Origin of the sequence: Rhodococcus sp. 06-1474-1B, assembly GCF_002258885.1 — a bacterium.
Classification (GTDB): Bacteria; Actinomycetota; Actinomycetes; order Mycobacteriales; family Mycobacteriaceae; genus Rhodococcoides; species Rhodococcoides fascians.
Window position 1 is genome coordinate 91806 of the sequence record NZ_NOYR01000014.1, and the last position, 22869, is coordinate 114674.

Below are 22869 nucleotides of genomic sequence, written 5' to 3' on the forward strand. Positions count from 1 at the left end.
GTATCGGATGGACGAAGAGCGTCCTTGCGATCGACGCTCTGTGCGGACTAGGGACAACGAGACTCATTCGTCGCGAACCCGTATCGCCCCCTAGTCAGTCGAAAAGCGCAACGGCGAACCCCGCCGCATTGGTCTAACGGCTTGTTGGACAAATGAGGCTCCAGGCGAAGCGTTAGCCATCCGGCGATGATGCTGACGGAAGCGAACAATTGCCGAGTTGCCAACAACAGACACGATGCCGCCGACGACATCGCGCGGAAACAGCAGTTTCCGCACCGTCATCAATCCATGGAGGCGAGTAATGCTCCACCGACTAGAGGTAGATCTCCGATAAGACAGATAATGTCGCTCAGCCTACTGCATGTGCTGCACAGCAACAGGTTTCGGCGATGCTATCCAGCCTGAACGTGATGCGTCCGACTTGGTCGGCGACCAGCTGTGGCGGCAGGCAACGATCGAAGACGAAGCTACTTCGTCACCCACTGCCACGCGGAACTGGCCGCACAACGATGGGCGCAGTACCCGCTCAGCGGAAGTAGCCTGAGCCTAACGGTCAACTGCCTTAAGTTTCCCTGCTCGTTCGGTCTTCAGCATGGCGCGCATGTGCGCGGCCATTGCTTCGGCATTTGCCGGCAGCCCGGTGAAGATTTCGAACGCGTCGACTGCTTGATGCACGGCCATTCCGGTTCCCGAGAGTACTCGAGCCCCGATACTGCGGGCGGCGGCAATCAGTTCGGTTTCTGCGGGTCTGTATACGATGTCCGCGACCCACAGGTCGGATCGAAGACAGTCCACGGACACCGGTGTACCGGGGTGGGCGGTCATGCCCATCGGTGTCGCGTTGACCAATCCTGTGGCTGACGAGATGGCAGCAGGCCCGTGAAGAACTGTCGATGTGGTGACGGTGCGTCCTGGAAACGCCTCGTTCAGAAGATCGACTGTCTGCGATGCACGGCGCGGGTCGGTGTCGATGATGGTGAGCGTGCCGACCTCCGCCGCCATGAGTGCATACGCGACGGCGATACCTGCACCGCCGGCACCGATCTGCACGACGGATGTCAGATCGGCGTCGGGCAGTCCCCGCTCGAGGCTCGCTCCGAATCCTGAACTGTCGGTGTTGTATCCGATCGATTGGCCGTCCCGAAAGAGAACGGTATTGACCGCGCCGAGGCGCGCGGCATCGGGCGAGAGCGAATCGAGCAGTGGCACCACGGACTGCTTGTACGGATGGGTAATGTTGAGTCCACGAAATCCCAGTTCAGCTGCGGCGGAGACCAATCGCGGGAAATCCTCGGCATCTGCTCCGGTGACGTCGGTATCGATGATGCGATAGGCATACGTCAGCCCCTGACGTCGACCCTCTCGCTCGTGCATGGCCGGGGTCATCGACGCCGAGATCCCGCTGCCGATGAGGCCGCACACCAACGAGTCCATCGGATCCCTTGCATACTTGTCGGTTCCAGCGATCGTCTCTCGCGTGGTGCTCACGAGGCCCTCTCCGTCGCGCGGGAGAGCGGAACGGTGACGAACGATGCTGCGCCTGCTGCCACCGAAACGGATTGCTCGGCGGTACGAAACTCATCGGCGGGAATCATTCCCGGTAGTCCATCGGTGCCGGGGTTGCGGTCGAAGCGGGGAAAATTCGATCCGGATATGTCGACGCGTATGCGGTGCCCAGCTAGCACGCGGTAGGCAGTGTCGCCCACGTCCACCGACACTCGGGTCATGCCGGACGACGCGTCGGTTGTGTCGAGAGGCAGCGGCGTCCGCACGATGCCGTCGACGATGTCGAGGGCGCGGCCGTTTCGATCGATGTCGATCAGTTTGACGGCCCAGTCCGAAGATGGCGCAGTAGAGGTGACGAACAGTGTCGCGTGCACCGCACCGAGAATGTCGGTGTCGTGCTCGAACGGACTGCTCGTGTACCGCAGGATGTCGGTTCGAGCGTCGAGTACACCCTGGTCTTGTTGCCCGGTGCAGTACCCGCTGTCGGAGCCGAGGAAGAAGTTCGCCCCGCCCACGGTAGGAACCGGATCGTGCGGATCGTGGATGAAGCTGTCGACGCCCTCGATAGCGACCCCTGGATCGGTAACCAGCACCCCGTCGGGGTGCAGGAAGAATTCCGTGTCACGCGCTCGACGCGGTGGCCACACCGTCTCGTCGGACCAGCTGTTGGCCCCGCCCATGACGAAGACACGCACTTTGCTGTGCGGCGCAGTGTCCTGAACAGTGTCGGTGATACGTGACAGCACGAAGTCGACCTGCTCGCGGATGATCTCAGCGGCATCGGCAGACGCCCGGTATCCGTAATTCGCCTGGCCCAGTACCGATCCATTGGCAGTGTGTGCCCACGGGCCGATGATCAATCGCGAGTCCGGGTGGCGATTTGCACGGAACTCTCGCACTGTGTCTGCAAGAAAGATGTCATGCCACCCGCCCACGTACAGGGCAGGTACTCCGGTCTCACGCGGCTCGGGCCTGGAAGCCCGCGCCCACCACTGGTCACGTTCGGGGTGTTCGAGCCACTTCTGCCACGTCGGGAAGTGTTTCGCGAGAGTTGGCACGTCTGTCAGCGGGGTCGTGGCGACCGTAGCCCCGAAATCGTCCATGGCCGCGTCCCATTCGAGGCGGTCGTCGGTCATGTCCTGCCCCTGTGATGCGCGGCGTTCTATCGACGCGTTGGCGTGGCGCATCGCCCAGTAGACCAGCATGCCGTGGAAAAGAGCCCCGCCACGGTAGACGAAGTCGTACGGGTCTCCCGAGCACACTTCCAACCCCATCGCTTCGACGCCATGGGGCTCACCTGCGACTGTGTAGAGCTGGGTCAGAGCAAGGTACGAGCGACCGAGGCTCCCCAACCGCCCGTTCGACCACGGTTGCGTACGACACCACGCGGCGGTATCGACCCCATCCTGAACCTCGTGGACGAACGGTTCGAACTCGCCCTCCGACTGTCCGGTACCGCGTGTGCTCTGGACGACGACCGCCGCCCCACGTCGAGCAATGGCGATCGTATCGAGTTGAACTGCGGTGAACGGCAGGTACGGGGTACGAATCACGATGACAGGAACCCGCAGGTGGGTGTCGGGACGTGTCACAGTGGCGTGCAGCGAGGTCCCGTCGGACATAACGAAAAAGGCATCCTCGACCACGATCTTGAATCGAACCGAGGCGTCCATTGTATCGGGACGGCGCAGGTCTTGAAGAGTCATCGCGCATTCACCTGTTCGCCTTGGATGTGGATGCACCGAGTTCGGCGGTAGGAGTGCGGTGGGTCTCGCGTGCCGTCAACGCACCGACGCCGGCCAGAGCGATCGCGACTCCCGCGACCAGCAGCACACTCGTCATCGGTGAAGTCTCATCTCCTCTGAGCCACTGCACGATCGAGGGTGCAAATCCGAACAGCAGCAGGCCGATCTGCATACCGCAGGCCATGCCGAGCGTCCGAACGCGGGTGGGGAACATTTCCGTGAAGAATGCCGGAATGATGCCGTTGGATGCGGTGTACAGGAAGCCGAGGAAGACTACTGTTGTTACGGCGATTGCGGCTGTGTTCGCAGTCTCGATGGCCTTGAAGAACGCCCACAGTCCGATGAATGAACCAACAAGACCGGTGATGAAGACCGGCTTGCGGCCGAATTTGTCTGCGACGATGCCCCACAGTGGTTGAGAGCCGATGGCGATCACATTTGCAGCCAGTACGGATGTCAACATGACGTCTCGGCTGACACCGACAGAATCGCTTGTGGCGTAGGACAGTCCGAACACCGTGGCCAAAGAGGACGGAACGGCGTAGAAGGAGCACAGGAGTACCCGTCCGGTGTCGCGCCAGTGATGCTTGAGCATGTAGCGGATAGGAGTTCTGTCGATGGTTCCCTGCGCTCGGGCCTGCTCGAATTCCGGTGTCTCGGGAACCATTCGACGCACGAACACCGCAACGACGGGGATTACTACGCTCAGCAGGAACGGTATGCGCCATCCCCAGGTGTACAGGGCTTCGTCGGGCAGCATCGCAACAGGGATGAAGGCGAGACTGGCGAGTGCCTGACCACCCTGCACTCCCGACATGGTCCAACTCGACATGAACGCTCGCCGGTTGTCAGGGGCGTGTTCGAGACTCAGGGCCGATCCTGCCGACGCCTCGGCGGCGGTGGAAAATCCCTGCAGGATACGGAAGAACACCAGCAGAATCGGGGCAGCGACCCCGATCGTGTCGTACCCGGGCAGAAGACCGATCCCGAGCGTGGCCGCACCCATCAGCAGGATGGTGAACTGCAGCAATATCTTTCGTCCGATTCGATCACCGACCGATCCGAGAACGAACGCACCGACCGGCCGCGCCAGGTAGGAAACCCCGTAGGTGGCGAAGGACAGCATGAGGGCGGTCGAGGTGTCCGATTCGGGGAAGAACACCCGCGGGAAGATCAACGCCGCGGCAGTGGCGTAGAGCATGTAATCGTAGTACTCGAGCGAGCTACCGACGAGGCTGGCAGCAGAGGCCATCTTCGCCTTGGATTCACGGAACCGGGATGTCGACCGAGGGGGCTCACCGGGTGCCGTCTCGGCAATGTTGCGCATGTGGGTACACCGTTTCTCGGTCGCAGTGGATTGAAAGTAGTCCGCAACGCTGTGCCAGCCGCCGTGATCCATGGGGTGATCTCCGCGGTGCGAGCGCCGTCGTTGTGTCCCGAGTCACGCTAATCGCGCTTACTATTACTGACAAGACAGAGAACCCGATAGAACTATTCGCGAAAGACATACCACCATGTCGACTCCCCTATCCCCCGTCAGTGGTGACAGCTACCCCGGAATACACCTGCTGCAGTTGTTCGACGCCCTCTACCGAACGCGCAACGTGAGCCGAGCCGCTGAGACCCTGGGCATCAGCCAGCCGACAGCCAGCACCTGGCTCAAGCAACTGCGCCGTCACTTCAACGACGAGCTGTTCGTCCGGCGCGGTGGTGCCATGCATCCCACGTCTCGCGCCGAGGATGTCGCACCGACTGCGCGCGAGGCAATCGAGGCCATGCGCACTCTCAGCCGAAATGCACGCGAGTTCGACGCAGGTTCGAGTCAGCGCACCTTCCGGATGCACTGCCCGGACGGGACGCACTTGAGTCTTCTCCCAAGTTTGTGCGATCGCATCATGCGCGAGGCTCCCTCGGTACACCTGACCGTCTCGATGTTGAGCGGAAGTCCCGAAGAAGACCTGCGCGAGAACGCAACCGACATCACTGTCGCGGTCTCCTCGCGTGCACTCCAGAGAGAATTTCGCTCGCAGGTGCTGTCGGAACAAGGCTGGTTGTGCCTGATGCGCAAGGACCACCTGGCAGCCTCGGGCGGCTTCGATATTGCGCACTACAGAACCTGTGGGCACGTCAACGTCCGGCAGAGCGGGTGGTCGCACCTGCTCGACAGCAGCCTGGCGGCTCAATCGTGGTCCCGCCGTGTGGTTGTCGACATGCCTGGGGTGCTCGGTATCCCCGACCTATTGTCATCGACGGATCTGGTCGCGACCATGCCCGCACACATCGCGACACTCCTGGCACGTGACTCACGGCTTGTCTTCGCCCCGTGCCCGGTACAGGTTCCCCGTTTTTCGGTGTGCATGTACTGGTCTCACCGCTACGACAATGACCGAGGCCATCGCTGGCTACGAAATCTCGTCAGCGACAGATTTCTCGAACCCGAGCTGGGACTGCCAGCGGTAGAGTGACCAGCCGAACAATAGGGCGAGTTCCTGTTCCATTGGTACCTGCAATACCGTCGTCGAGGGCCTCACGTCGGCTCTCCTTGTGTCGGCATTGGGAGCAATACGACCACTTTCGATATGCAAGGTTGCCAGTAAACGTCTGCATATGCTGTGCGGCAACATGTTTCGCTAATGCGCTGACACCGAAACCAGTCGGCGATTCCAATGGAGCTGGTTCGACGAACAGGCTGAAGCGCCCGGGCTGCCTGCCCGCGTTCGCCGCCGTAGGACAGTTGGTTGGAGCGAGCTCCGACGGACACCACTGTAGCTGGAATGCCTATGGGCCCGGGTTGTACGAGGTCCACCCTTCGCCCGGACCTGATTCCTCTTCGGGGTCGGTCGCGAGGAATCCGTCGTCGACAGTGTTGGAATCGGGTCGCGAGTCCTCGATGAGGTCACGTGCGGCCCGTGATTCGTCACCGTCGATGGTCGGTTCTTCCAAGGCGGGGTCGTAGTCGTCGTCCGTTTGGTCGTCGATGGGCTGGCCGTCTGGTCGACTACTTGGATCGCTCACGGTGCTGGTCTCCTGTTCGGTTCTTGAGACTGGCGTACTCGAATCGCGAGTCATTGTCCATGCGCCTGCCAGGCCCACGACTAGTAATACTGCTGCCACCGCTGTTGCGACAGACGCCTTCGCGCTTGCACGCATCGCACCTCCGACCTGAGTGTCCCGTCGGTGCGCCTCTGGCACACCGACCGGACGGATCTATGAACAGGCTATGCGTCTAGCCGTGGACAACAACTGGCGTGTCTGAGCCCGCCCCTAGGATGTCGTGATGCCTTCGCGCCGCCCCGATCCCGCTGCACAGATCGTGTTCGACGCCTACCAACGCACCCCTGGCCCGGTGGCCTTCCTGGATGAGTCGTATCAGGCCCCAGACGGTGTTGCTGCACACCGGGACACCTTCTATGTGTTCACCGCCGTCATCGTCGAACTCGACGCGATGGATGAGCTAGGGGTGGGCATCGGGGGCATCGCCGACGGAACGTACTGGCACACCACGAAAGCGCTGCAAACCTCATCTGGAATCGACCAGACCCGCGACATGCTCGACTTCCTCGCCGATGGGCACGAAGCATGTGTGATCGCGCACCAAATCCCAGTCGGAGCCGACGACACTGACGCTCAGACCGCGCGGACCGCCTGCTCTCGCCAGCTCGCGATCGAGCTCGGAGCCGGCCGCGACGATGTGTGGCCAGCTATCGATCTGTTCGTGCTCGAGGAACGCAATCAGAGCAATTACAACGCCGATCGGACCAGGCGGCCAAGCGTGGCGCGCTCGGAGCATTTGACATATTGCAATGCGGCTAACAGATCTCAAATTACTCAGTCTAGCAACTACATTCGTTGCATTCCCTGTTCGCCAAGGCGCAGTTCGTACCGAGTTCCGACAGACTTGTGACACCGAGAATTTCAGCCAAGATTCGCAACACCCTGACTTGCAGAAATATAACCACCGGCACGGCCAAGTTAGCCCGGAGTCGGATTTGAAGCCGCTGCCTCCGATATTGTTTATTCACAACGCTTTTCGTGCATGACCGTCCAGCCCAGTCCAGGTCCGAACGTACCGACTTGTGACACTCTCGTGACACCGAACTGCCGCCGATCCTCCGACATCGGACGGTCCTGATCGGTGTCGGATTGCCACGGTATCGGGTGGACACAGAACGCCCTGGCGATCGACGCTCTGTGCGGAGTCGTGACAACGAGACTCATTCGTCCCGAATCCATATCGCCCTCGAGTCAGTAGGACCGTGCGACTGCGGGCTCCACAGCGACGACTTTGCATCAGCGCACTTCAGCGTCGAACGGGCAGGTTTCGTCACTGCCCTTGTACGGCCGGGTTTCGCTACCCGGCCGCCTGCTTGATCTGCTTGGAGTTGCGGAGCCGTCAGAGCAGCGGTCGCCTGGAGCGCGCCGGCGGTTCGGCAAGAAACCACCACGCTCTGTACCGCAGTCGACGCTGTTCTCGGCCACCGACCTAAAGGTCGCACTGCCAAGACATGACATCTGTCATGTCCCGCCGATGATGCTGTCACCAGATCCGATGTTTGTGTGCACTGTTGTGCCCCGGTCGCCGAGACGACAGTAGGGGATGTACAGAGCGAACCGACGCATCGACGAGGAGGGCACCATGAACACGCCGGAATCGACATCGGCCGACAACAACGAGACGCATACAGTTCCCGGTCGCAAGACCACTGAAAAAGTCAATGCCACAGAGCTTCTGCTCGACAGCCTCGGCGGAACCAGCGGAATGATCTACACAGCCATTCCAGTCGTCGCATTCGTGACAGCCAACGCTCTGGTGGCCCTTCCGGTCGCCGTCGGCGTTGCGATCGCCATCGCATTGGTGATCACTGTCCTTCGGATCAAGCGAGGCGAGCCGATCGCGCAGGCCAGTGGCGGACTACTGGGCGTCGTCATTGCGGGCGGTATCGCCGCCTGGACGGGGTCGGCAGGCGGCTATTTCCTCATCGGCATCTGGCTGAGCCTGGCCGGAGCTGCGCTGATGCTGGCCTCGATACTCGCTCGACGACCATTGACCGGACTTCTGTGGAATGCGCTGCACGGCAACGAGTACGACTGGCGATCCAGTCGCTCGGTCATCCGCGCCCACTACATCGCGACGTCGACATTCGCTGTGTTGTTCGGCGCCCGCTACGTCGTTCAGGACTGGTTGTACGACACCGACGCCACCGGGTGGCTCGCGTTCGCCCGAATCGCGATGGGCACCCCGTTGCTCGCACTGGCAGTGCTCGTCACCGTCTGGGCCTTCCGCCGCTCCACGGCGCAGTTGGTTCACTCGAACCCTGCGTAGGACCTCCCGTGCGCAGTTGACACTTGACTATGCCGTTGGGTCACAGTCGACACTGATTCCGACCTGATCGAACCGGAGGAGAGCGACATGGGCTGGAGCACTCGACAGATCGCCGATCTCGCCGGCACCACCCTGAAGTCGGTGCGGCACTACCACGATGTCGGACTACTCGATGAGCCCGAGCGTGCCTCGAACGGCTACAAGCAGTACAGCGTCACGCATCTCGTACGGCTGATGCAGATCAAACGCCTCACCGAACTGGGATTCTCGTTGGCCGACATCGCCGCTCAGGGTGATGGGCGCGACCATCCCGAACAAGCACTGCGGACCCTGGATGCAGAACTCGGCGCAACGATCGAGCGCCTGCAGCGAGCACGGTTGGAGATCGCGATGCTTCTCCACGACTCTCTTCCGACCGATCTGCCACCCGAACTCGGATCTGCTGCAGCACATCTGACGACAGCAGACCGGCAGTTCATCACCTTCGCCAGCACTGTACTGAATCCGACGGCCCTCGACGCCTACTGCGACCTACTGCGGTCCACTCCGCAGCTGCCCACAGATTCAGAGTTCGACGACCTGCCGGCCGACGCCGTCAGCGCCACCACCAGGGATCTGGCGGAACGAATGGCTCCGCATGTTCGTCGGCTGGCGGCTCGTTTCCCGGCCCTGTTCGACGACACAGAAACCGACGGCGACAGACGGCGGGTGACTCGCGCACTCGCAGTCGCCGTGGAAGACCTGTACAACCCCGCCCAACGCGACGTGCTGCGACAGGTCGCGGCACTCAACGCCACCGATCCCGAATAGAACATCAGCACACGGCAATTCGACAGGAGTCGACCAATCATGACCCTAATCGACAACAGGAGAGCGAAACTCTTCGCTGCAGCGTCAGCGTCGATGCTGCTGCTCGGTGCCTGCAGCCAGTCGCCGTCGGAACCGGACGCCGACTCCGAGCTGTCAGCCGATCTGCAGCAGTTCTACGACCAGGACGTGACCTTCGAGCCGTGCGAAGGCTACGGCACCACCACGACCGACGAGCAACTGTTCGCCAGTGACCCAAGATTCGAATGCGCCCGCGTGGACGTGCCACTCGACTACGAAAATCCGGCCGGGCGCACGGCGCAGATCGCACTGCTCAAGGCACCCGCACGCGGCGAGAACGTGGGCTCGCTCCTGCTCAACTCCGGCGGACCAGGTGGGCCGGGAATGAGCATGGCGGCGTCAGGCGCAACATCCACCTGGGCGCAGAGCCCTCTCACCGAACGATTCGATCTGATCGGATTCGATCCCCGCGGTGTCGGTGCGTCCACACCGGCCGTCGATTGCTTCACCGATGAGGAGTACGAGGCAGGGCAGGCCTACACCACAGTCCTCACCGGCTCGAGAACCCTCACCGAGGATGGTGCACGGCAGCTGGTGAACCGATGCTCCGAACGATCCGGCGGCGACGACGTGCTCGAACACGTCGGAACACGTGACGCTGCCCGCGATATGGACATTCTCCGCGCCGTGCTCGGTGACGACAGCCTGAGCTACTTCGGTCAGAGCTACGGAACCCGACTAGGGGCGGTCTACGCCGAGATGTTCCCGGAGAACGTGCGCGCGATGGTCCTCGACGGCGGAATCGATCCGGGGCAGGGCACTGCAGAGCGCAGGATCTACCAGTACACCAACTTCCAGAAGGCTTTCGATGACATGGCGGCGGCATGCACGAGCGCACCTGACTGCCCGTTGGGCACCGAGCCGAGCAAGGCTGTCGACAACTTCCAACAGATCGTCAGACCCTTGATCGACAACCCGATCGTCACCGACGATGGGCGCGTCATGGACTTCGACGCCGCATACGGTGCCGTCATTGCTGGGCTCTACGACTCCTCGGCATGGCCTGTCATCACCAAGGGAATAGCCGAACTCCAAGCAGGACAGGCCGATACGCTGCTCAAGATCAACGATATCTTCGGCGGGCGCGAAGCCGACGGCACCGTCCCGAACTTTTCCGAAGCGCTGTATGCGATCAACTGCATGGACGAACAGCGCAACACTCCGGAACAAGAAGTCGATCTCAAGCGGCAGATCCTGGAGATAGCACCGTTCACCGACGCAGGCCTCGGACCGGACGGCGCACGCGACCCCTGCCAATTCTGGCCTGCGGAACCGACTCTCGACATCCCCTACGCCACCGACATCGACGGACTACCCGACACTCTGACCATCTCGATCACCGGCGACCCGTCCACACCGTACGAGGGCGGCGTCAACTTGGCGAACACCTTGGGCGGCTCGCTACTCCCCGTCGACGGCGAACAACACACCGTGGCGTTCGGCGCAACGAGCCCCTGCGTCAACGACATCGTCGCGAACTACCTCGTCGATCTCCAATCCCCACCGGCCGACGCCCGCTGCGCCCTGTAAAAGCCGAACGAAAGGACGAATCATGACTGCACCCCCACTGATCTCGGTCGAGGACTTCTTCGGCCCACCCGTTCGCTCCGGTGCCACGATGTCACCGGACGGCAACACGATGGCGTTCCTCGCGCCGTGGAAGAACCGTCTGAACGTGTGGCTCGAGAACCTCTCCCCTGGCAGCGAACCACGCTGCGTCACAGCCGACGAGACGCGCAGTGTGCACGATTTCCAGTGGACGGACGATCCCCGCTGGCTGCTGTATCTGCAGGACACCGGCGGTGACGAGAACAACCACGTATTCCGCGTCGACCTGGATGATCCCGATGCCGCAGCAGTCGATCTGACGCCGTTCCCCGGTTCCCGCGCGGTGGCCCTCGAACCCGTGCGAGGGCGGGAAGGTGTGTACACCGTCCTGATCAACGCGAGAAACATCGCCGAGTTCGACCTCTACGAAATCGAGATCACCACAGGTGAATTGACGATGATCCGGCAGAGCCCGGGCGTCGGCCGGTATCCGATGCTCGGTGCCGACGGCAAGGTGTTCGTCTTCGCGATGACCGCCGACGGCACCATCGACATCACGCGGTTGGACGAGTCAGGCGCAGAAACCACGGTGGCGTCGTTCGACGGCACCGACTACCCGATGGGCATCAGCCCGATGCAGATCACTGCGGACGGTACCGGCATGTGGCTGGGTTCCAACCGAGGGCGCGACTTGGCCCATCTGATTCGACTCGACCTGGAGACCGGCGAGGAGACCGTCGTCGACAGTCACCCGACACTCGAACTCGACGGTGCGCGACGAGCCGTCGAGCAGACCTCGCCACCGCTGATCTGCGACACTGCAACCGGAGAGCTCATCGGTGTTCGGTATCTGGGAGAACGCCAGGTAATCCATGCGCTGGAACCGGGTTTCGCAGAAATCCTGAAAAATCTCGAGCAACTGTTCGACGGTGACATCGGAGCGCTGTCCTCCGACGAGACCGGACAGAAATGGATCGTCAGCTTCGTCCACGACCGCGATCCGTCCGTCACTTACTACTACGATCACGCCACCGGATCGAGTCGCCGACTCTTCCGCCCCTACCCACACCTGAATCCCGGAGACATGGCCCCGATGGTGCCGGTGAACATCCAGTCACGTGACGGTCTGACTCTGCCGTCGTATCTGACGCTTCCGGTCGGCGTGGAACCCGAGAATCTGCCGATGGTTCTGTTGGTGCACGGCGGCCCCTGGTATCGGGACTCGTGGAACTTCGATCCCATCGCGCAAATGCTGGCGAACCGCGGATATGCAGTGTTGCAGGTCAACTTTCGCGGGTCGGTCGGATACGGCACAGCGCATATGAACGCCGGGGTCGGTGAATTCGCGGGCGCGATGCACGACGATCTGATCGATGCAGTGAACTGGGCAGTCGAGGCGGGGTACGCCGATCGCGAGCGGGTGGCCATCATGGGTGGTTCCTACGGCGGCTATGCGGCGCTGGTGGGCGCATCGTTCACTCCCGACTCGTTTGCCGCCGCGATCGACTGCGTCGGCATCTCGGACCTGTCGAACTTCATGCGCACCCAACCGGCCTTCATCGGTCCCGGAATCGTCAACAGCTGGCACCGCTTCGTCGGCGACCCCGCCGACCCCGATCAGCTGGCCGACATGCTCGCACGATCCCCCATCTCCAGGCTCGACGCGATACGCGCGCCGCTCCTGATTGCGCAGGGTGCCAACGATCCTCGGGTCGTCAAGGCAGAATCGGACAACGTCGTCGAGCGTCTGCGTTCACGTGGCGTCGACGTCGACTACCTCGTGTTCGACGACGAAGGCCACGGATTCGTCAACCCGGAGAACAGTATTCGCTACTACCTCGAGGTCGAGAAATTTCTCGCCCAACACCTCGGCGGCCGTAGTCTGCAATGATCGAAAGCACAGTGGATGTCGATGCGATTCGACAAGATGTGCCACCGGGCATCGAACTCGAGCTCGTCGTCGAAGTCAGTCCGAGTCGCCCTTCGGCATGGGTGCGGCGGTGTGAAAAAGCATCGAAATGGCGTGCTGTAGAACGTCTGTTTCCGAGCGAAGTCGAGCAGCGTCGGTCGGGAGGGCTCGTGCTACGGAGAGCCCGTCCAGTACCACGTTGAGGTAGGCGGCGCGCTGGGCGTTATCGCCCGGCGGCAGGGCACCTTCTTTGTGGAGGACGTCCAGCCAGTGTTCTATGTGCCGGAGTCCGGCCGCGCTGAAAGCGAGATACGTGTCGATGGCATCGGCGTTGAGCTCCGCGCTGAGGTAGGTGTCGAATGTCCGTCGCCACGTATCTCGGGCTTGCTCACCGGTCCCGGTGGCCGACAACACCTGCTGCATACACGCCAACAGTCGCTCCTCGGCAGGCACAGTGGCGTCTTCGATGACATTTTTGCTCGTCACCAGTCCGGTGATTCCCGCGGCGACTTCGTCTATCAACGCTCGCTGCGTGGGAAAGAAATGACGCAGTGATCCGGTACTGACCCCTGCTCGCGCGGCGACCGCTCGGACGCTGATCCGGGTACCCGGATCCTCGGACACCATCATCGCGGCTGCGATCAGAATCCGGTCCTTGGTGCTGGGTTCGCTTTTTCGAGTCTCCACTTTGTCCGACACCTTCCCAACCCTAATACAGCGTGCTACCTTGAGCCCACTATCACGCCGTACTAGTCGCGCCGTTGGACGAGAACCACACAGCGCTCGCACCTACGCCGCCAAGCCTCTGAGAGAGGAATTACGATGCTTCACAGTCGATCTCACCGGAGCCAGAAGAATCGGGGCCGCCGGACGGCAGTGCTCGACACCGCCGCAGTGACGATGGCCGGATTGTGGGCTCTCACCTCGTGCAGCGCACCGTCCTCGGTCGAGCAGCAGCCTTCACCTGCACCGACACGTTACGAACAACAAACGCTCGACTTCTCTGAGTGCGACCCTGCTGCCACAGGCATTGCCGACGAGAGGGTCGAATGCACAACGCTCGAAGTACCGCTCGATTACGCGGCTGTCGACGGGCCCACCATCGAGCTCGGGATTTCCCGCATTCGAGCCACCGGGAACGATCGCGTCGGATCGGTGGTGGTCAACCCCGGCGGCCCGGGAGCCCCGAGTCTCGGATTCGTGACCGCGGTCGCAGACTCTTGGGGGAACGGTCCCGCACGCGAACACTTCGACATCGTATCGATGGATCCACGTGGAGTCGGGAGCTCGCAACCGGCCATCGACTGCTACACCGACCAGGAACGAGACGATGACGCCATCGTGTCCGGAGTTCCCGCCGGTGCGTTGGCCTGGAGCGCGGAATCGACCCGCTCGGTTCTCGATCAGTGCGCTCGACGCAGCGGCGGTATGAATGTCCTGGGACAGATGGGTACCCAGAACGTCGCCCGAGATCTCGATGTCCTGCGCGCGGCGCTCGACGACGAGCAGCTGACGTTCCTCGGTGCCAGCTACGGAACACGTTTGGGCACGATCTATGCGCAACAGTTTCCGCACCGGGTCCGCGCGATGGTTCTCGACGGCGCAGTCGACCCGCGCAAGAATGTTCTCGAACGCCAGATCCAGACGTTTTCCGGCGTGCAGCGCTCCTTCGACGAGCTCGCCCGCTACTGCATCGAACGAGGAAACTGCCCCCTGGGAAGCGAACCGGCCCGAGCGACCGATGCGGCCCAGAATTTGCTTCGACCACTTGTCGACAATCCGGTCCGAACTGCTGACGGTCGTCGGCTGACCTACTACTCGGCGATCGAAGCCATCACCCTCGGTCTCTACTCGAACCAGGCCTGGGACAGCGTCATCGGCGGTTTGGCCGAGCTACGGGCCGGACGCGGTGAGGTACTGCTCGCGCTGCGAGACCTCTCGGCGCAGCGCGGACCCGACGGAACGTACACCAACTCTTCCGAAGCTACTCTCGCCATCAACTGCCTCGACGAAATACGGCCGACGCCGGAGCACACGACATCCACCGTCGCCGAGATCAATTCCGCGGCACCGTACATGGACCCAGGTTTCGACGTGGACACACATTACGGATGCGAGGGCTGGCCCGACGAACACGTACTCGACTATCCCTACGGGGAGAACATAACTGGCCTCCCGCAGACACTCGTGGCATCGGTCACCGGGGACGGACTGACACCACACGAAGGCGGTGTGGCACTGGCAGACAACCTCGACGGACGGCTCCTCACCGTCGACGGCGAACAGCACGGCGCCACCACCGCCGCGAACCCCTGCGTCAACGCGATCGTCGAACGTTATCTCGTCGATCTCGCCACTCCCGACGGCGACTTGCGTTGCGCTCTGTAGAGCCACGACCGGCACGACGCTGAGCACCCACAAATATTGCGTGACAACTGTCCATCACAGCGTGCTAGCGTCATCAGCGACTATCACGCTGTACTAGTTAAATCGAGGGTCGATCAAATGGGAATCAAACAGTGGCGCTACCGCCGCATTCGCGCCGGATCGGGTGAGCCACTCCGCCGGTACCGCTGGTGGCAGCTGTTCGGCAGATCGCTTCGGTCGATCACGCTGTCCGCACCCGACGGCACAACGTCGGTCTACGCAATCGATGTTCGGCACATGGGCGACGCGAAGGACGGTGAGGTGCGCGCTCGCCTGTACGTCGACGGCGCACTGGAGTCGTACGCCAAGATGCCGACCCGCTTCCCCGTTCCCGGTGGGCACATCGAGGTCGCGGCTACCGGATTCGGGCTGAAGCGCTGTCATTACGTGCGTGAGGACGGCACCGAACAGCAGCTGTCTCCCGATCCCGCATCCGCAGAGGGACGCCGCGCTCGGCTGCACCATCGGCACCCCGGTCCGAGTCGCGTCATCGGTCTCATCTCGATCCTGCTCGTCATCGGCGGCCTCTGCGTGGAGGTGCCGCAGATCATCGCATCCCTTTCTCTCATTCCCCCCATCGCCGACTCGATCGGAACATTCACCTCACCCATCCAACTGCCGCTCCACCTCAACCTGCTCATCGGATTCGCCGCTGTCATCGGCAGTACTGAACGAGCTCTACGGATGCGATCGAGCTGGATCGACGAACTCGCCAGCTGAACCCCACCGAAGGAACACCACCGTGGCCCACACGACTCCCACAGATTTACGACCGAAGGACGACGAACGACGGCGATGGCCGAAGCCGGTGATGGCGGCCGCCGCTGCCTCAGTGCTCCTGCTCACCGGATGCACCGGTGCGGCACCCAACAATGACGACAGCACGAACGAGGTGGGCCTCGAACAATTCATGGGACAAAAACTCGAGTTCGGGGCGTGCGACGCCAGCATCGTGGACTCCCAGCCGCCCGTTCCCGAAGTGGTCGAGGCGGCAAAGAAGGCGGAATGCGCGATGCTCACCGTGCCGATGGATTACGAGAACCTCGACGGCACGACCATCGAGATCGCCGTCTCGCGCATTTCCGCCACCGGCGACAACCCGATCGGCTCCGTCCTGCTGAACCCGGGCGGTCCCGGCGCGGCGGGGACTACGCTCGCCCCACTCGTCGATGCCCTGTGGACGGGAGGTCCCCTCCCCGAACGCTTCGACATCGTCGGCTTCGATCCGCGCGGTGTCGGTCTCAGCCGGCAATCGACTGCTACTCCGATGAGGAGCGCGACGCCGACGCACCCCTGTCGGCTCTCGGGAAGTGGACCGAAGAATCCGCGCACGCCATCGTCGACAAATGCGCCGACGGCTCCGGAAGCACAGCGGTACTCGCCCATCTCGGGACACGGGATGTCGCTCGCGACATGGATGTGCTCCGCTCCGCGCTCGGCGACGACAAACTGACTTATGCGGGAGTCAGCTATGGCACTCGACTCGGCTCGGTGTACGCCGAGATGTTCCCCGAGAATGTCCGTGCTCTCGTTCTCGACGGCGCGGTGGATCCGCTCATGGACACCGCGGATCGCAGGATCCAGCTCAGCGAAGGACTGCAGGCTTCGTTCCAGCGTTTCGCCGACTTCTGCGTGACTCGGGCCGCGTGCCCGCTCGGCACCGACCCGGCGCAGGCGACCGCTGCAGCCCAGGAGCTCCTCCAGCCTCTCGACAAAAAACCGCTGGTGGCCGCCGACGGACGAGAGGTCGGCTTCCTCGCCGCCAGCGAAGGAATTGTCTCCGGCCTCTATTCCGAAGCCAGCTGGCCCGCCATCATCGCCGGGCTGACGGAGCTCGAAGCCGGACGACCCGACGCCCTCCTCGCGATCCGCGACGGGTACTACGGCCGGTCCAATAGTGGGGAGTACACCGATTCGTTCGAAGCTCTCTTCGCCATCAACTGCCTCGACGAGGAACGGTTCACCGAAGAAGAGATGACCCAGCTTGGCCAAGATCTCAACCAGGCAGTGCCGTTCCTCGACCCCGGATCACCTCCACCTGCGCAGGACGGGTGCGAGTTCTGGCCGGCCGAGCCCACACTCGGATACCCCTACGCCACCGACATCGACGGGCTTCCCGGGGTGCTCGTGGTCTCGGCCACCGGAGACCCCGTGACGCCTCACGAAGGAGGCATCAGCCTGGCCGACACACTCGGGGCGCGGTTGCTCACGGTCGAGGCCAACCAGCACGGGACGATCATCTCCGCCAACGCCTGTGTCGATAGAGCGATCGCCGACTACCTGATAAACCTCGAACTACCGGATGAAGGTGCACGCTGCACCATCTGACCCTGCTGAGTCATCGAGCGGGCCCCGATCCGCTCGATGACTCAGCCGTCCCGGCACTCAATCACGAACTGCCGCAATCGCATCGGTGTGCAGCGCACCGGCATGGAACGCCGCGCGCCTCGGCTGCGCATCATCGATCATCTTCGCTGGGTTCGTGCTTACCGTGGCGGGACCAGTCGCAAATTCTTCGACGAGTGAAGATGAAAGGCCGCGGGAGTCGAGCAGGTTGAACAGGTCGGCCAGGTCCAGTTGTGACAGCCTCGTGACACCGAGCCACCCGCGAAGAAGACGGTCCGCCAGGAAACTAGGCATGAAATGCACGAATACGAACTTTTAACGATGGAAAGTGTCAAGAAAACGCGGATCTGAAATCCGCTGTCTCGGTTGTCCACTCAAATCCGTGGTAGGCCACCAACGTCCACGCCACCACCCGAAAAGCACTGTCCTGGTCCAGAAACGCGAATCCGTTGGACTCCAGTGCCCCCAGTCGGACTCGAACCGACACTGTGCGGATTTTAAGTCCCTAGAAATGGATTCACCTGAACTATGCTGGACTCCATATTCGTTCATTCGCAGCACTTTTCGTACATCGACGTCCGGTCCAGTCCATGTCCGAACGTACCGACTTGTGACACTCTCGTGACACCGAGACTTCCCCGTGGGGCAGGATCGGACCGTCCTGGTGTGCAGTGGGCAGGGCTAGCTCGAGGCGGATTCGTAACCTCGCTCTGCGCCATTCTCGTAGCGGGAACGTCGTGCCGGCTCGAGATTGATCTCCTAAGGTGTAGGCCAGGCCCGGTGGGTGACGCGCACTTCAGCCGCTGTGGGTCAATCTGCGAAGGCATTCGACAGCGTCCTCCGCGCGATCGTGCGGAACGAAGATGTGGTCGTGGTGAAAACCTGCTACGACGTTCGCGCTGATCCCTTCGTCTGTCAATACGCGGCTGACCGTGGCGGTCAGTCCCACCGCATCCAAGGATGAGTGCACGTCGAGCGTGATCCATGCCGATATGAAATCGTAGACCAGGCGCAACTCGATAGCCTCACTAAGCTCGACCACAACCGTGGTGCCTTCGACTTCACGTACGCTGACGATGGGTCGGAGTCGGGCGGCGGTGTATTCGTCGACACATGCGAAAACGTATTTGCCGGCCCGCACTTTCGGTGACAACGTCTTCAATAACGCGTCGAGATCTTCAACTCTTTCCTGCATCACATCACCTTTCGATTGGTCCATGAGAACGCTGAGTACCAAACTTTTCAGGACCACCGGCGGTCTTCTCGAAAGCCGCGCACATCACGGAGCCCGATTTCGTTCGGCGGCAACATTGACGCCGAACGGCCGCCTCGAGCTGACGCTATCTTTTTTCGGTAACGACAGGTTCTATGCCTCACCGTCCAGCGCGCGACCTGGACCGATCGGGCTGACCGATTGGTCGGCCTGCTGATCGAACATCCCTGCCGCGCCCCAATACCAAATACGGGCTTCGACAGCTTTGCCTGCGCGTACGGTCCACAGCTCACTGACGTGAGTCGTCACCCGACGTCCACCGACCTTCGTTGTCAGAGCAATGATCAGTGCGTACTGCTCTCCGTTGGCGTCTTCCATGTAGTTCAACTCCGTGGTGGACAGATCGAGAAGAGTTGAGGACAACTGTGCGACGACGTCGAGGAACCCTGTCAACCCGTGGTACGTCCCTCCGAATGGAAGGCTGCTGTCGTAGTGGATCACGAATTGTGGATCGATGAGAGTGCTCACCGTCTTCAGATCCTGTTGCTGCGCAGCAGTTGTCAGCGTGTCGTAGAAGGTTTCCAGCTCTGTCATGACGAGCTTGCTTCGGCGATGATGCGTGCGACCGTCTTCGGCTCGGCTGTCATCGACAGGTGTCCACAGTCGATAGTGGTGAGGGTCGATCCTGCGCGTTCGGCCATCCAGAGCTGGGTCTGGTAGGCGATGCTGTGGTCCTGCTTGCCGGCGATGTACCAGGAGGGCAACGTCTTCCACGCTTGGACTGCACGAGAGGGTTCGCTCAACGCGGCGTAGGTGATAGGCCGCTGCTTGGCGAACAAGGTCGATGCAAGCGCCTCGGGGAGCCCGTTGACGAAGCCTCCGGCGAATGCTTCGGGCTTGAGGTAGAGGTCGACATTGTGTTCGCCGGGGAACTCGGCTTTGTCGAAAAGTGCTGCGGCGTCGACCGGGCCGGCGTGTCCGGCGAGATCGAGAATGGTCTCACCGGTCTCGGGGACGAATGCGTTGAGGTACACGAGAGCCTTGACGTTCGGATCATCGATACCGCTGATGACGGCTCCGCCGTAGGAGTGTCCGACGAGTACGACGGGTCCGGACGTGCGGGTCTTCAGGAAAGAGGCGAGGTAGTCGGTGTCGGATCCGAGTGCACGCAGCGGGTTGGCGAAGTGGGTGACGGTGTAACCGTCGTTGCTCAAAACGGCGTCGACCGCGTCGAACGGACTCGCATCGCTCCACGCTCCGTGGACGATAACGATGGTGGGTGTAGTCATGATGGGCTTCTCTCTGATCGATCGGGAAGGACGGATGACGGTTACAGGCTTATTCGGCTACGGTCGCAGTCGCTTCGACCTCGGATCGACGTTCAGCCGAAAAAGGTCGTCAGTTCGCGGATTAGATCTGCGGGACGCTCCTCGGCGAGATAGTGTCCGGCACCGCTGAACTCAACGAAACGCGCATCCTTTGCTTTGCCCTCCAGCAAGGCAGGGACGAAAGGAAAGTAGAGGCCGCCCATGCCCAGGACTGGCATGGTCAACTCCTGATAATCGGCAGCGTCGGCGATGTCTTGGGCGAAGGCCCGATACCAATCGTTGCCGGCTCTTGCAGCACCAGACTGCTCGTACGCGGCGGCGTAAATTTGCCGGCTGGCTTCGTCGATGGCTCCAGGATCGCTCGCCTGGTGTTCGATCAGCCAGTCCACCAGAACCCGGAACCGACCCTTGAGAAGGGTTTCCGGCAACCCTTGGACCTGGTTGAATGCGAACCACCAGGGACTTGCTTGGCCCGGCTGCGGAAGAAGCGGCATCGAGTTGAACGCCTCGCCAGGGTGGCCCACCTCCCACAGAGCCAGCTTTCGTGTCGCGGCGGGGTAATTGGCGGCAAAGCTGTACGCCACCATCGAACCGATGTCCTCGCCGGCGATGAAGGCCTCGTCGTGGCCGATCGATTTGATCAGCTCGTATACGTCTCGGGCCATAGTCTTCTTGTCGTACCCGCCGTCCGGCTTGTCCGATCCCCCCATCCCGCGAAGGTCGACCGCAATCACGGTGTACTTCTCAGCCAGTGCAGGCATGATTTTGTGAAACTGCCACCAGGTTCGGGGCCATCCCGGCAGTAGCACCAGCGGGTCCCCCTGCCCGCCTGTGACGTAGTGCAGCCGAATACCGTTGACCTGCGCGTACCGATCGGTGAATCCTTTGATCGTCGACGTCGGATCGTCAGCGATATCGCGCGTGTCGCGGAAGGTTTCCAGCTCTGTCATGACGAGCTTGCTTCGGCGATGATGCGTGCGACCGTCTTCGGCTCGGCTGTCATCGACAGGTGTCCACAGTCGATAGTGGTGAGGGTCGATCCTGCGCGTTCGGCCATCCAGAGCTGGGTCTGGTAGGCGATGCTGTGGTCCTGCTTGCCGGCGATGTACCAGGAGGGCAACGTCTTCCACGCTTGGACTGCACGAGAGGGTTCGCTCAACGCGGCGTAGGTGATAGGCCGCTGCTTGGCGAACAAGGTCGATGCAAGCGCCTCGGGGAGCCCGTTGACGAAGCCTCCGGCGAATGCTTCGGGCTTGAGGTAGAGGTCGACATTGTGTTCGCCGGGGAACTCGGCTTTGTCGAAAAGTGCTGCGGCGTCGACCGGGCCGGCGTGTCCGGCGAGATCGAGAATGGTCTCACCGGTCTCGGGGACGAATGCGTTGAGGTACACGAGAGCCTTGACGTTCGGATCATCGATACCGCTGATGACGGCTCCGCCGTAGGAGTGTCCGACGAGTACGACGGGTCCGGACGTGCGGGTTCTCAGGAAAGAGGCGAGGTAGTCGGTGTCGGATCCGAGTGCACGCAGCGGGTTGGCGAAGTGGGTGACGGTGTAACCGTCGTTGCTCAAAACGGCGTCGACCGCGTCGAACGGACTCGCATCGCTCCACGCTCCGTGGACGATAACGATGGTGGGTGTAGTCATGATGGGCTTCTCTCTGATCGATCGGGAAGGACGGATGACGGTTACGGGCTTATTCGGCTGCGGTCGCAGCCGCGGTTTCGATGACGCTGGTGACAACGGCGGGCTCGGCGACCATGGTCAGGTGGCTGGCCTCGACCTCTGTGAGAGTGGAGCCTGCGCGGTCGGCCATCCACCGCTGGGTCTCGATGTCGACGCTGTGGTCCTCGGTACCGGCGATGTACCAAGACGGAAGGCTCGTCCACGCCTGCTCTCCGGCGGGCTCACCCAGTGCGGCGTACGTGATCGGACGCTGCGTCGCAAAGTACCCAGCTTGCTGCTCCTCGGACAGACCGTTGGCGAAACCTCCGGCGAAGGGCCCGGGCTTGAGGTAGAGGTCGACGTCCTGGTCACCGCCGAAGGCGGCCTTGTCGAACAGTGCGTCGGAGTCCACCGGTCCACCGTGGGCAGCGAGTTCGAGAATGGATTCGCCCGCCTCGGGGACGAACGCGTTCAGATAAACCAGTGCCGTGACATCGGGATCGACCGCCGCGGCCCCGCCGATGACGGCACCCCCGTAGGAGTGTCCGACGAGGACGACGGGTCCCTCGGTTCGGGTGTCGAGGAAGGAGTTGAGGTAGGCGGTGTCGGTCCCGAGGGCGCGAAGTGGGTTGGCGAAATTGATTACTTCGTAACCTTTTTCGCGGAGCTGTGTGCCGACTTCGTCGAACGGACTGGCATCACTCCAGGCACCGTGCACCATGACGATGGTCGGTGCGGCGGAATTGTCGACGGCCGGTGCCTGTGCTGCGGCATCGGGTGAGGCGCAGCCGGTGAGGGCAGCAACAGTGAGGGCCGAGCCAACGGTGATGGCGGAAGAAAACTTGGTGAGCTTCATGGTGGTTTCTTTCTATGCAAGGCAGAAGGTTTCAGGTCGACAGCAGGTTGTACAGGTAGAAAACTATGGTGCAGAACCGATTCGGTACAGCGATTGTTTTGCATGCCGCGTTAGAAT

22 protein-coding genes are annotated in these 22869 nt (G+C 62.0%); 10 read left to right on the forward strand and 12 right to left on the reverse strand.

What is annotated here, in order from left to right:
* Positions 1-546: 546 nt before the first annotated feature.
* From CH266_RS03955 to CH266_RS03965, 3 genes are read right to left on the reverse strand one after another with little or no spacing between them, the layout of a single operon-like run.
* On the reverse strand, positions 547-1434 hold the full coding sequence (locus CH266_RS03955; protein ID WP_032368871.1) for a shikimate dehydrogenase: 888 nt from the start codon (positions 1432-1434) through the stop codon (positions 547-549).
* Between the two features lie 50 nt (positions 1435-1484).
* Positions 1485-3212: a CocE/NonD family hydrolase gene (locus CH266_RS03960; protein WP_094714770.1), complete on the reverse strand. Its 1728-nt coding sequence runs from the start codon at positions 3210-3212 to the stop codon at positions 1485-1487.
* A gap of 7 nt (positions 3213-3219) precedes the next feature.
* The gene (locus CH266_RS03965) at positions 3220-4578 is read right to left on the reverse strand and encodes an MFS transporter (RefSeq protein ID WP_176457002.1); all 1359 of its coding nucleotides are present in this window, start codon (positions 4576-4578) and stop codon (positions 3220-3222) included.
* A gap of 187 nt (positions 4579-4765) precedes the next feature.
* Between CH266_RS03965 and CH266_RS03970 the strand changes: the two genes are divergently transcribed.
* Positions 4766-5716, forward strand: coding sequence for a LysR family transcriptional regulator (locus tag CH266_RS03970; protein WP_094714772.1), 951 nt, complete (start codon positions 4766-4768; stop codon positions 5714-5716).
* A 313-nt stretch (positions 5717-6029) separates the two neighbouring features.
* Here the strand turns inward: CH266_RS03970 and CH266_RS03975 are convergent, their stop codons facing one another.
* Positions 6030-6266, reverse strand: coding sequence for a hypothetical protein (locus CH266_RS03975; RefSeq protein ID WP_032368829.1), 237 nt, complete (start codon positions 6264-6266; stop codon positions 6030-6032).
* Between the two features lie 262 nt (positions 6267-6528).
* Between CH266_RS03975 and CH266_RS03980 the strand changes: the two genes are divergently transcribed.
* The 5 genes from CH266_RS03980 to CH266_RS04005 all read left to right on the forward strand — a co-directional run bounded on the left by CH266_RS03980 (position 6529) and on the right by CH266_RS04005 (position 12901).
* Positions 6529-7155: a hypothetical protein gene (locus CH266_RS03980; protein WP_141214486.1), complete on the forward strand. Its 627-nt coding sequence runs from the start codon at positions 6529-6531 to the stop codon at positions 7153-7155.
* Positions 7156-7887: 732 nt separating this feature from the next.
* On the forward strand, positions 7888-8574 hold the full coding sequence (locus tag CH266_RS03990; RefSeq protein ID WP_230592859.1) for a DUF3159 domain-containing protein: 687 nt from the start codon (positions 7888-7890) through the stop codon (positions 8572-8574).
* Positions 8575-8661: 87 nt separating this feature from the next.
* Entirely contained in the window at positions 8662-9384 is a 723-nt protein-coding gene (locus CH266_RS03995) for a MerR family transcriptional regulator (RefSeq protein WP_094714774.1), read from the forward strand.
* Between the two features lie 39 nt (positions 9385-9423).
* Positions 9424-10992, forward strand: a complete 1569-nt coding sequence (locus CH266_RS04000) for an alpha/beta fold hydrolase (protein WP_217900986.1) — start codon at positions 9424-9426, stop codon at positions 10990-10992.
* Between the two features lie 22 nt (positions 10993-11014).
* Positions 11015-12901 (forward strand): S9 family peptidase, encoded by a 1887-nt coding sequence (locus CH266_RS04005; RefSeq protein WP_094714775.1) that lies wholly within the window; start codon positions 11015-11017, stop codon positions 12899-12901.
* A gap of 75 nt (positions 12902-12976) precedes the next feature.
* Here the strand turns inward: CH266_RS04005 and CH266_RS04010 are convergent, their stop codons facing one another.
* The gene (locus CH266_RS04010; RefSeq protein WP_217900987.1) at positions 12977-13618 is read right to left on the reverse strand and encodes a TetR/AcrR family transcriptional regulator; all 642 of its coding nucleotides are present in this window, start codon (positions 13616-13618) and stop codon (positions 12977-12979) included.
* 123 nt (positions 13619-13741) lie between these two features.
* Here CH266_RS04010 and CH266_RS04015 point away from each other — a divergent pair, with 123 nt between their 5' ends.
* The 4 genes from CH266_RS04015 (at position 13742) to CH266_RS04025 (ending at position 17674) form a co-directional block, all read left to right on the forward strand.
* Positions 13742-15307: an alpha/beta fold hydrolase gene (locus CH266_RS04015; protein WP_094714776.1), complete on the forward strand. Its 1566-nt coding sequence runs from the start codon at positions 13742-13744 to the stop codon at positions 15305-15307.
* Positions 15308-15424: 117 nt separating this feature from the next.
* Entirely contained in the window at positions 15425-16066 is a 642-nt protein-coding gene (locus CH266_RS04020; protein WP_094666065.1) for a hypothetical protein, read from the forward strand.
* 22 nt (positions 16067-16088) lie between these two features.
* The gene (locus CH266_RS26020; RefSeq protein ID WP_369597409.1) at positions 16089-16799 is read left to right on the forward strand and encodes a hypothetical protein; all 711 of its coding nucleotides are present in this window, start codon (positions 16089-16091) and stop codon (positions 16797-16799) included.
* A complete protein-coding gene (locus CH266_RS04025; protein ID WP_052054670.1) occupies positions 16760-17674 on the forward strand; it encodes an alpha/beta hydrolase in 915 nt (304 codons plus the stop codon). The genes CH266_RS26020 and CH266_RS04025 overlap by 40 nt, the downstream gene beginning before the upstream one ends.
* A 57-nt stretch (positions 17675-17731) precedes the next feature.
* On the opposite strand, the gene CH266_RS25125 is transcribed toward CH266_RS04025, so the two are convergent.
* From CH266_RS25125 to CH266_RS04055, 7 genes are all read right to left on the reverse strand, one after another.
* Complete coding sequence (locus CH266_RS25125; RefSeq protein ID WP_141214487.1) at positions 17732-17995, reverse strand: hypothetical protein; 264 nt, start codon at positions 17993-17995, stop codon at positions 17732-17734.
* 493 nt (positions 17996-18488) lie between these two features.
* Positions 18489-18911, reverse strand: a complete 423-nt coding sequence (locus CH266_RS04030; protein WP_094714820.1) for an ACT domain-containing protein — start codon at positions 18909-18911, stop codon at positions 18489-18491.
* A 147-nt stretch (positions 18912-19058) separates the two neighbouring features.
* On the reverse strand, positions 19059-19499 hold the full coding sequence (locus tag CH266_RS04035) for a nuclear transport factor 2 family protein (RefSeq protein WP_094714778.1): 441 nt from the start codon (positions 19497-19499) through the stop codon (positions 19059-19061).
* Positions 19496-20194: an alpha/beta hydrolase gene (locus tag CH266_RS04040; protein WP_094714779.1), complete on the reverse strand. Its 699-nt coding sequence runs from the start codon at positions 20192-20194 to the stop codon at positions 19496-19498. The genes CH266_RS04035 and CH266_RS04040 overlap by 4 nt, the downstream gene beginning before the upstream one ends.
* Before the next feature lie 92 nt (positions 20195-20286).
* The gene (locus CH266_RS04045) at positions 20287-21183 is read right to left on the reverse strand and encodes an alpha/beta fold hydrolase (protein WP_052053467.1); all 897 of its coding nucleotides are present in this window, start codon (positions 21181-21183) and stop codon (positions 20287-20289) included.
* Positions 21180-21878, reverse strand: coding sequence for an alpha/beta hydrolase (locus tag CH266_RS04050; RefSeq protein WP_094714780.1), 699 nt, complete (start codon positions 21876-21878; stop codon positions 21180-21182). The genes CH266_RS04045 and CH266_RS04050 overlap by 4 nt, the downstream gene beginning before the upstream one ends.
* Positions 21879-21927: 49 nt before the next feature.
* Positions 21928-22752: an alpha/beta fold hydrolase gene (locus CH266_RS04055; RefSeq protein ID WP_094714781.1), complete on the reverse strand. Its 825-nt coding sequence runs from the start codon at positions 22750-22752 to the stop codon at positions 21928-21930.
* Positions 22753-22869 lie beyond the last annotated feature (117 nt).

Excerpts from the sequence above, each read along its gene's own strand:
- CH266_RS04045 (WP_052053467.1), bottom strand. The coding sequence starts at position 21,183 with ATGACAGAGCTGGAAACCTTCCGCGACACGCGCGATATCGCTGACGAT.
- CH266_RS03980 (WP_141214486.1), top strand. The coding sequence starts at position 6,529 with ATGCCTTCGCGCCGCCCCGATCCCGCTGCACAGATCGTGTTCGACGCC.
- CH266_RS04040 (WP_094714779.1), bottom strand. The coding sequence starts at position 20,194 with ATGACTACACCCACCATCGTTATCGTCCACGGAGCGTGGAGCGATGCG.
- CH266_RS04025 (WP_052054670.1), top strand. The coding sequence starts at position 16,760 with ATGGATGTGCTCCGCTCCGCGCTCGGCGACGACAAACTGACTTATGCG.
- CH266_RS03965 (WP_176457002.1), bottom strand. The coding sequence starts at position 4,578 with ATGCGCAACATTGCCGAGACGGCACCCGGTGAGCCCCCTCGGTCGACA.
- CH266_RS04015 (WP_094714776.1), top strand. The coding sequence starts at position 13,742 with ATGCTTCACAGTCGATCTCACCGGAGCCAGAAGAATCGGGGCCGCCGG.
- CH266_RS04055 (WP_094714781.1), bottom strand. The coding sequence starts at position 22,752 with ATGAAGCTCACCAAGTTTTCTTCCGCCATCACCGTTGGCTCGGCCCTC.
- CH266_RS03970 (WP_094714772.1), top strand. The coding sequence starts at position 4,766 with ATGTCGACTCCCCTATCCCCCGTCAGTGGTGACAGCTACCCCGGAATA.
- CH266_RS04000 (WP_217900986.1), top strand. The coding sequence starts at position 9,424 with ATGACCCTAATCGACAACAGGAGAGCGAAACTCTTCGCTGCAGCGTCA.
- CH266_RS04030 (WP_094714820.1), bottom strand. The coding sequence starts at position 18,911 with ATGGACCAATCGAAAGGTGATGTGATGCAGGAAAGAGTTGAAGATCTC.
- CH266_RS03990 (WP_230592859.1), top strand. The coding sequence starts at position 7,888 with ATGAACACGCCGGAATCGACATCGGCCGACAACAACGAGACGCATACA.
- CH266_RS03960 (WP_094714770.1), bottom strand. The coding sequence starts at position 3,212 with ATGACTCTTCAAGACCTGCGCCGTCCCGATACAATGGACGCCTCGGTT.
- CH266_RS03995 (WP_094714774.1), top strand. The coding sequence starts at position 8,662 with ATGGGCTGGAGCACTCGACAGATCGCCGATCTCGCCGGCACCACCCTG.
- CH266_RS04050 (WP_094714780.1), bottom strand. The coding sequence starts at position 21,878 with ATGACTACACCCACCATCGTTATCGTCCACGGAGCGTGGAGCGATGCG.
- CH266_RS04035 (WP_094714778.1), bottom strand. The coding sequence starts at position 19,499 with ATGACAGAGCTGGAAACCTTCTACGACACGCTGACAACTGCTGCGCAG.
- CH266_RS04020 (WP_094666065.1), top strand. The coding sequence starts at position 15,425 with ATGGGAATCAAACAGTGGCGCTACCGCCGCATTCGCGCCGGATCGGGT.
- CH266_RS04005 (WP_094714775.1), top strand. The coding sequence starts at position 11,015 with ATGACTGCACCCCCACTGATCTCGGTCGAGGACTTCTTCGGCCCACCC.
- CH266_RS03955 (WP_032368871.1), bottom strand. The coding sequence starts at position 1,434 with ATGGACTCGTTGGTGTGCGGCCTCATCGGCAGCGGGATCTCGGCGTCG.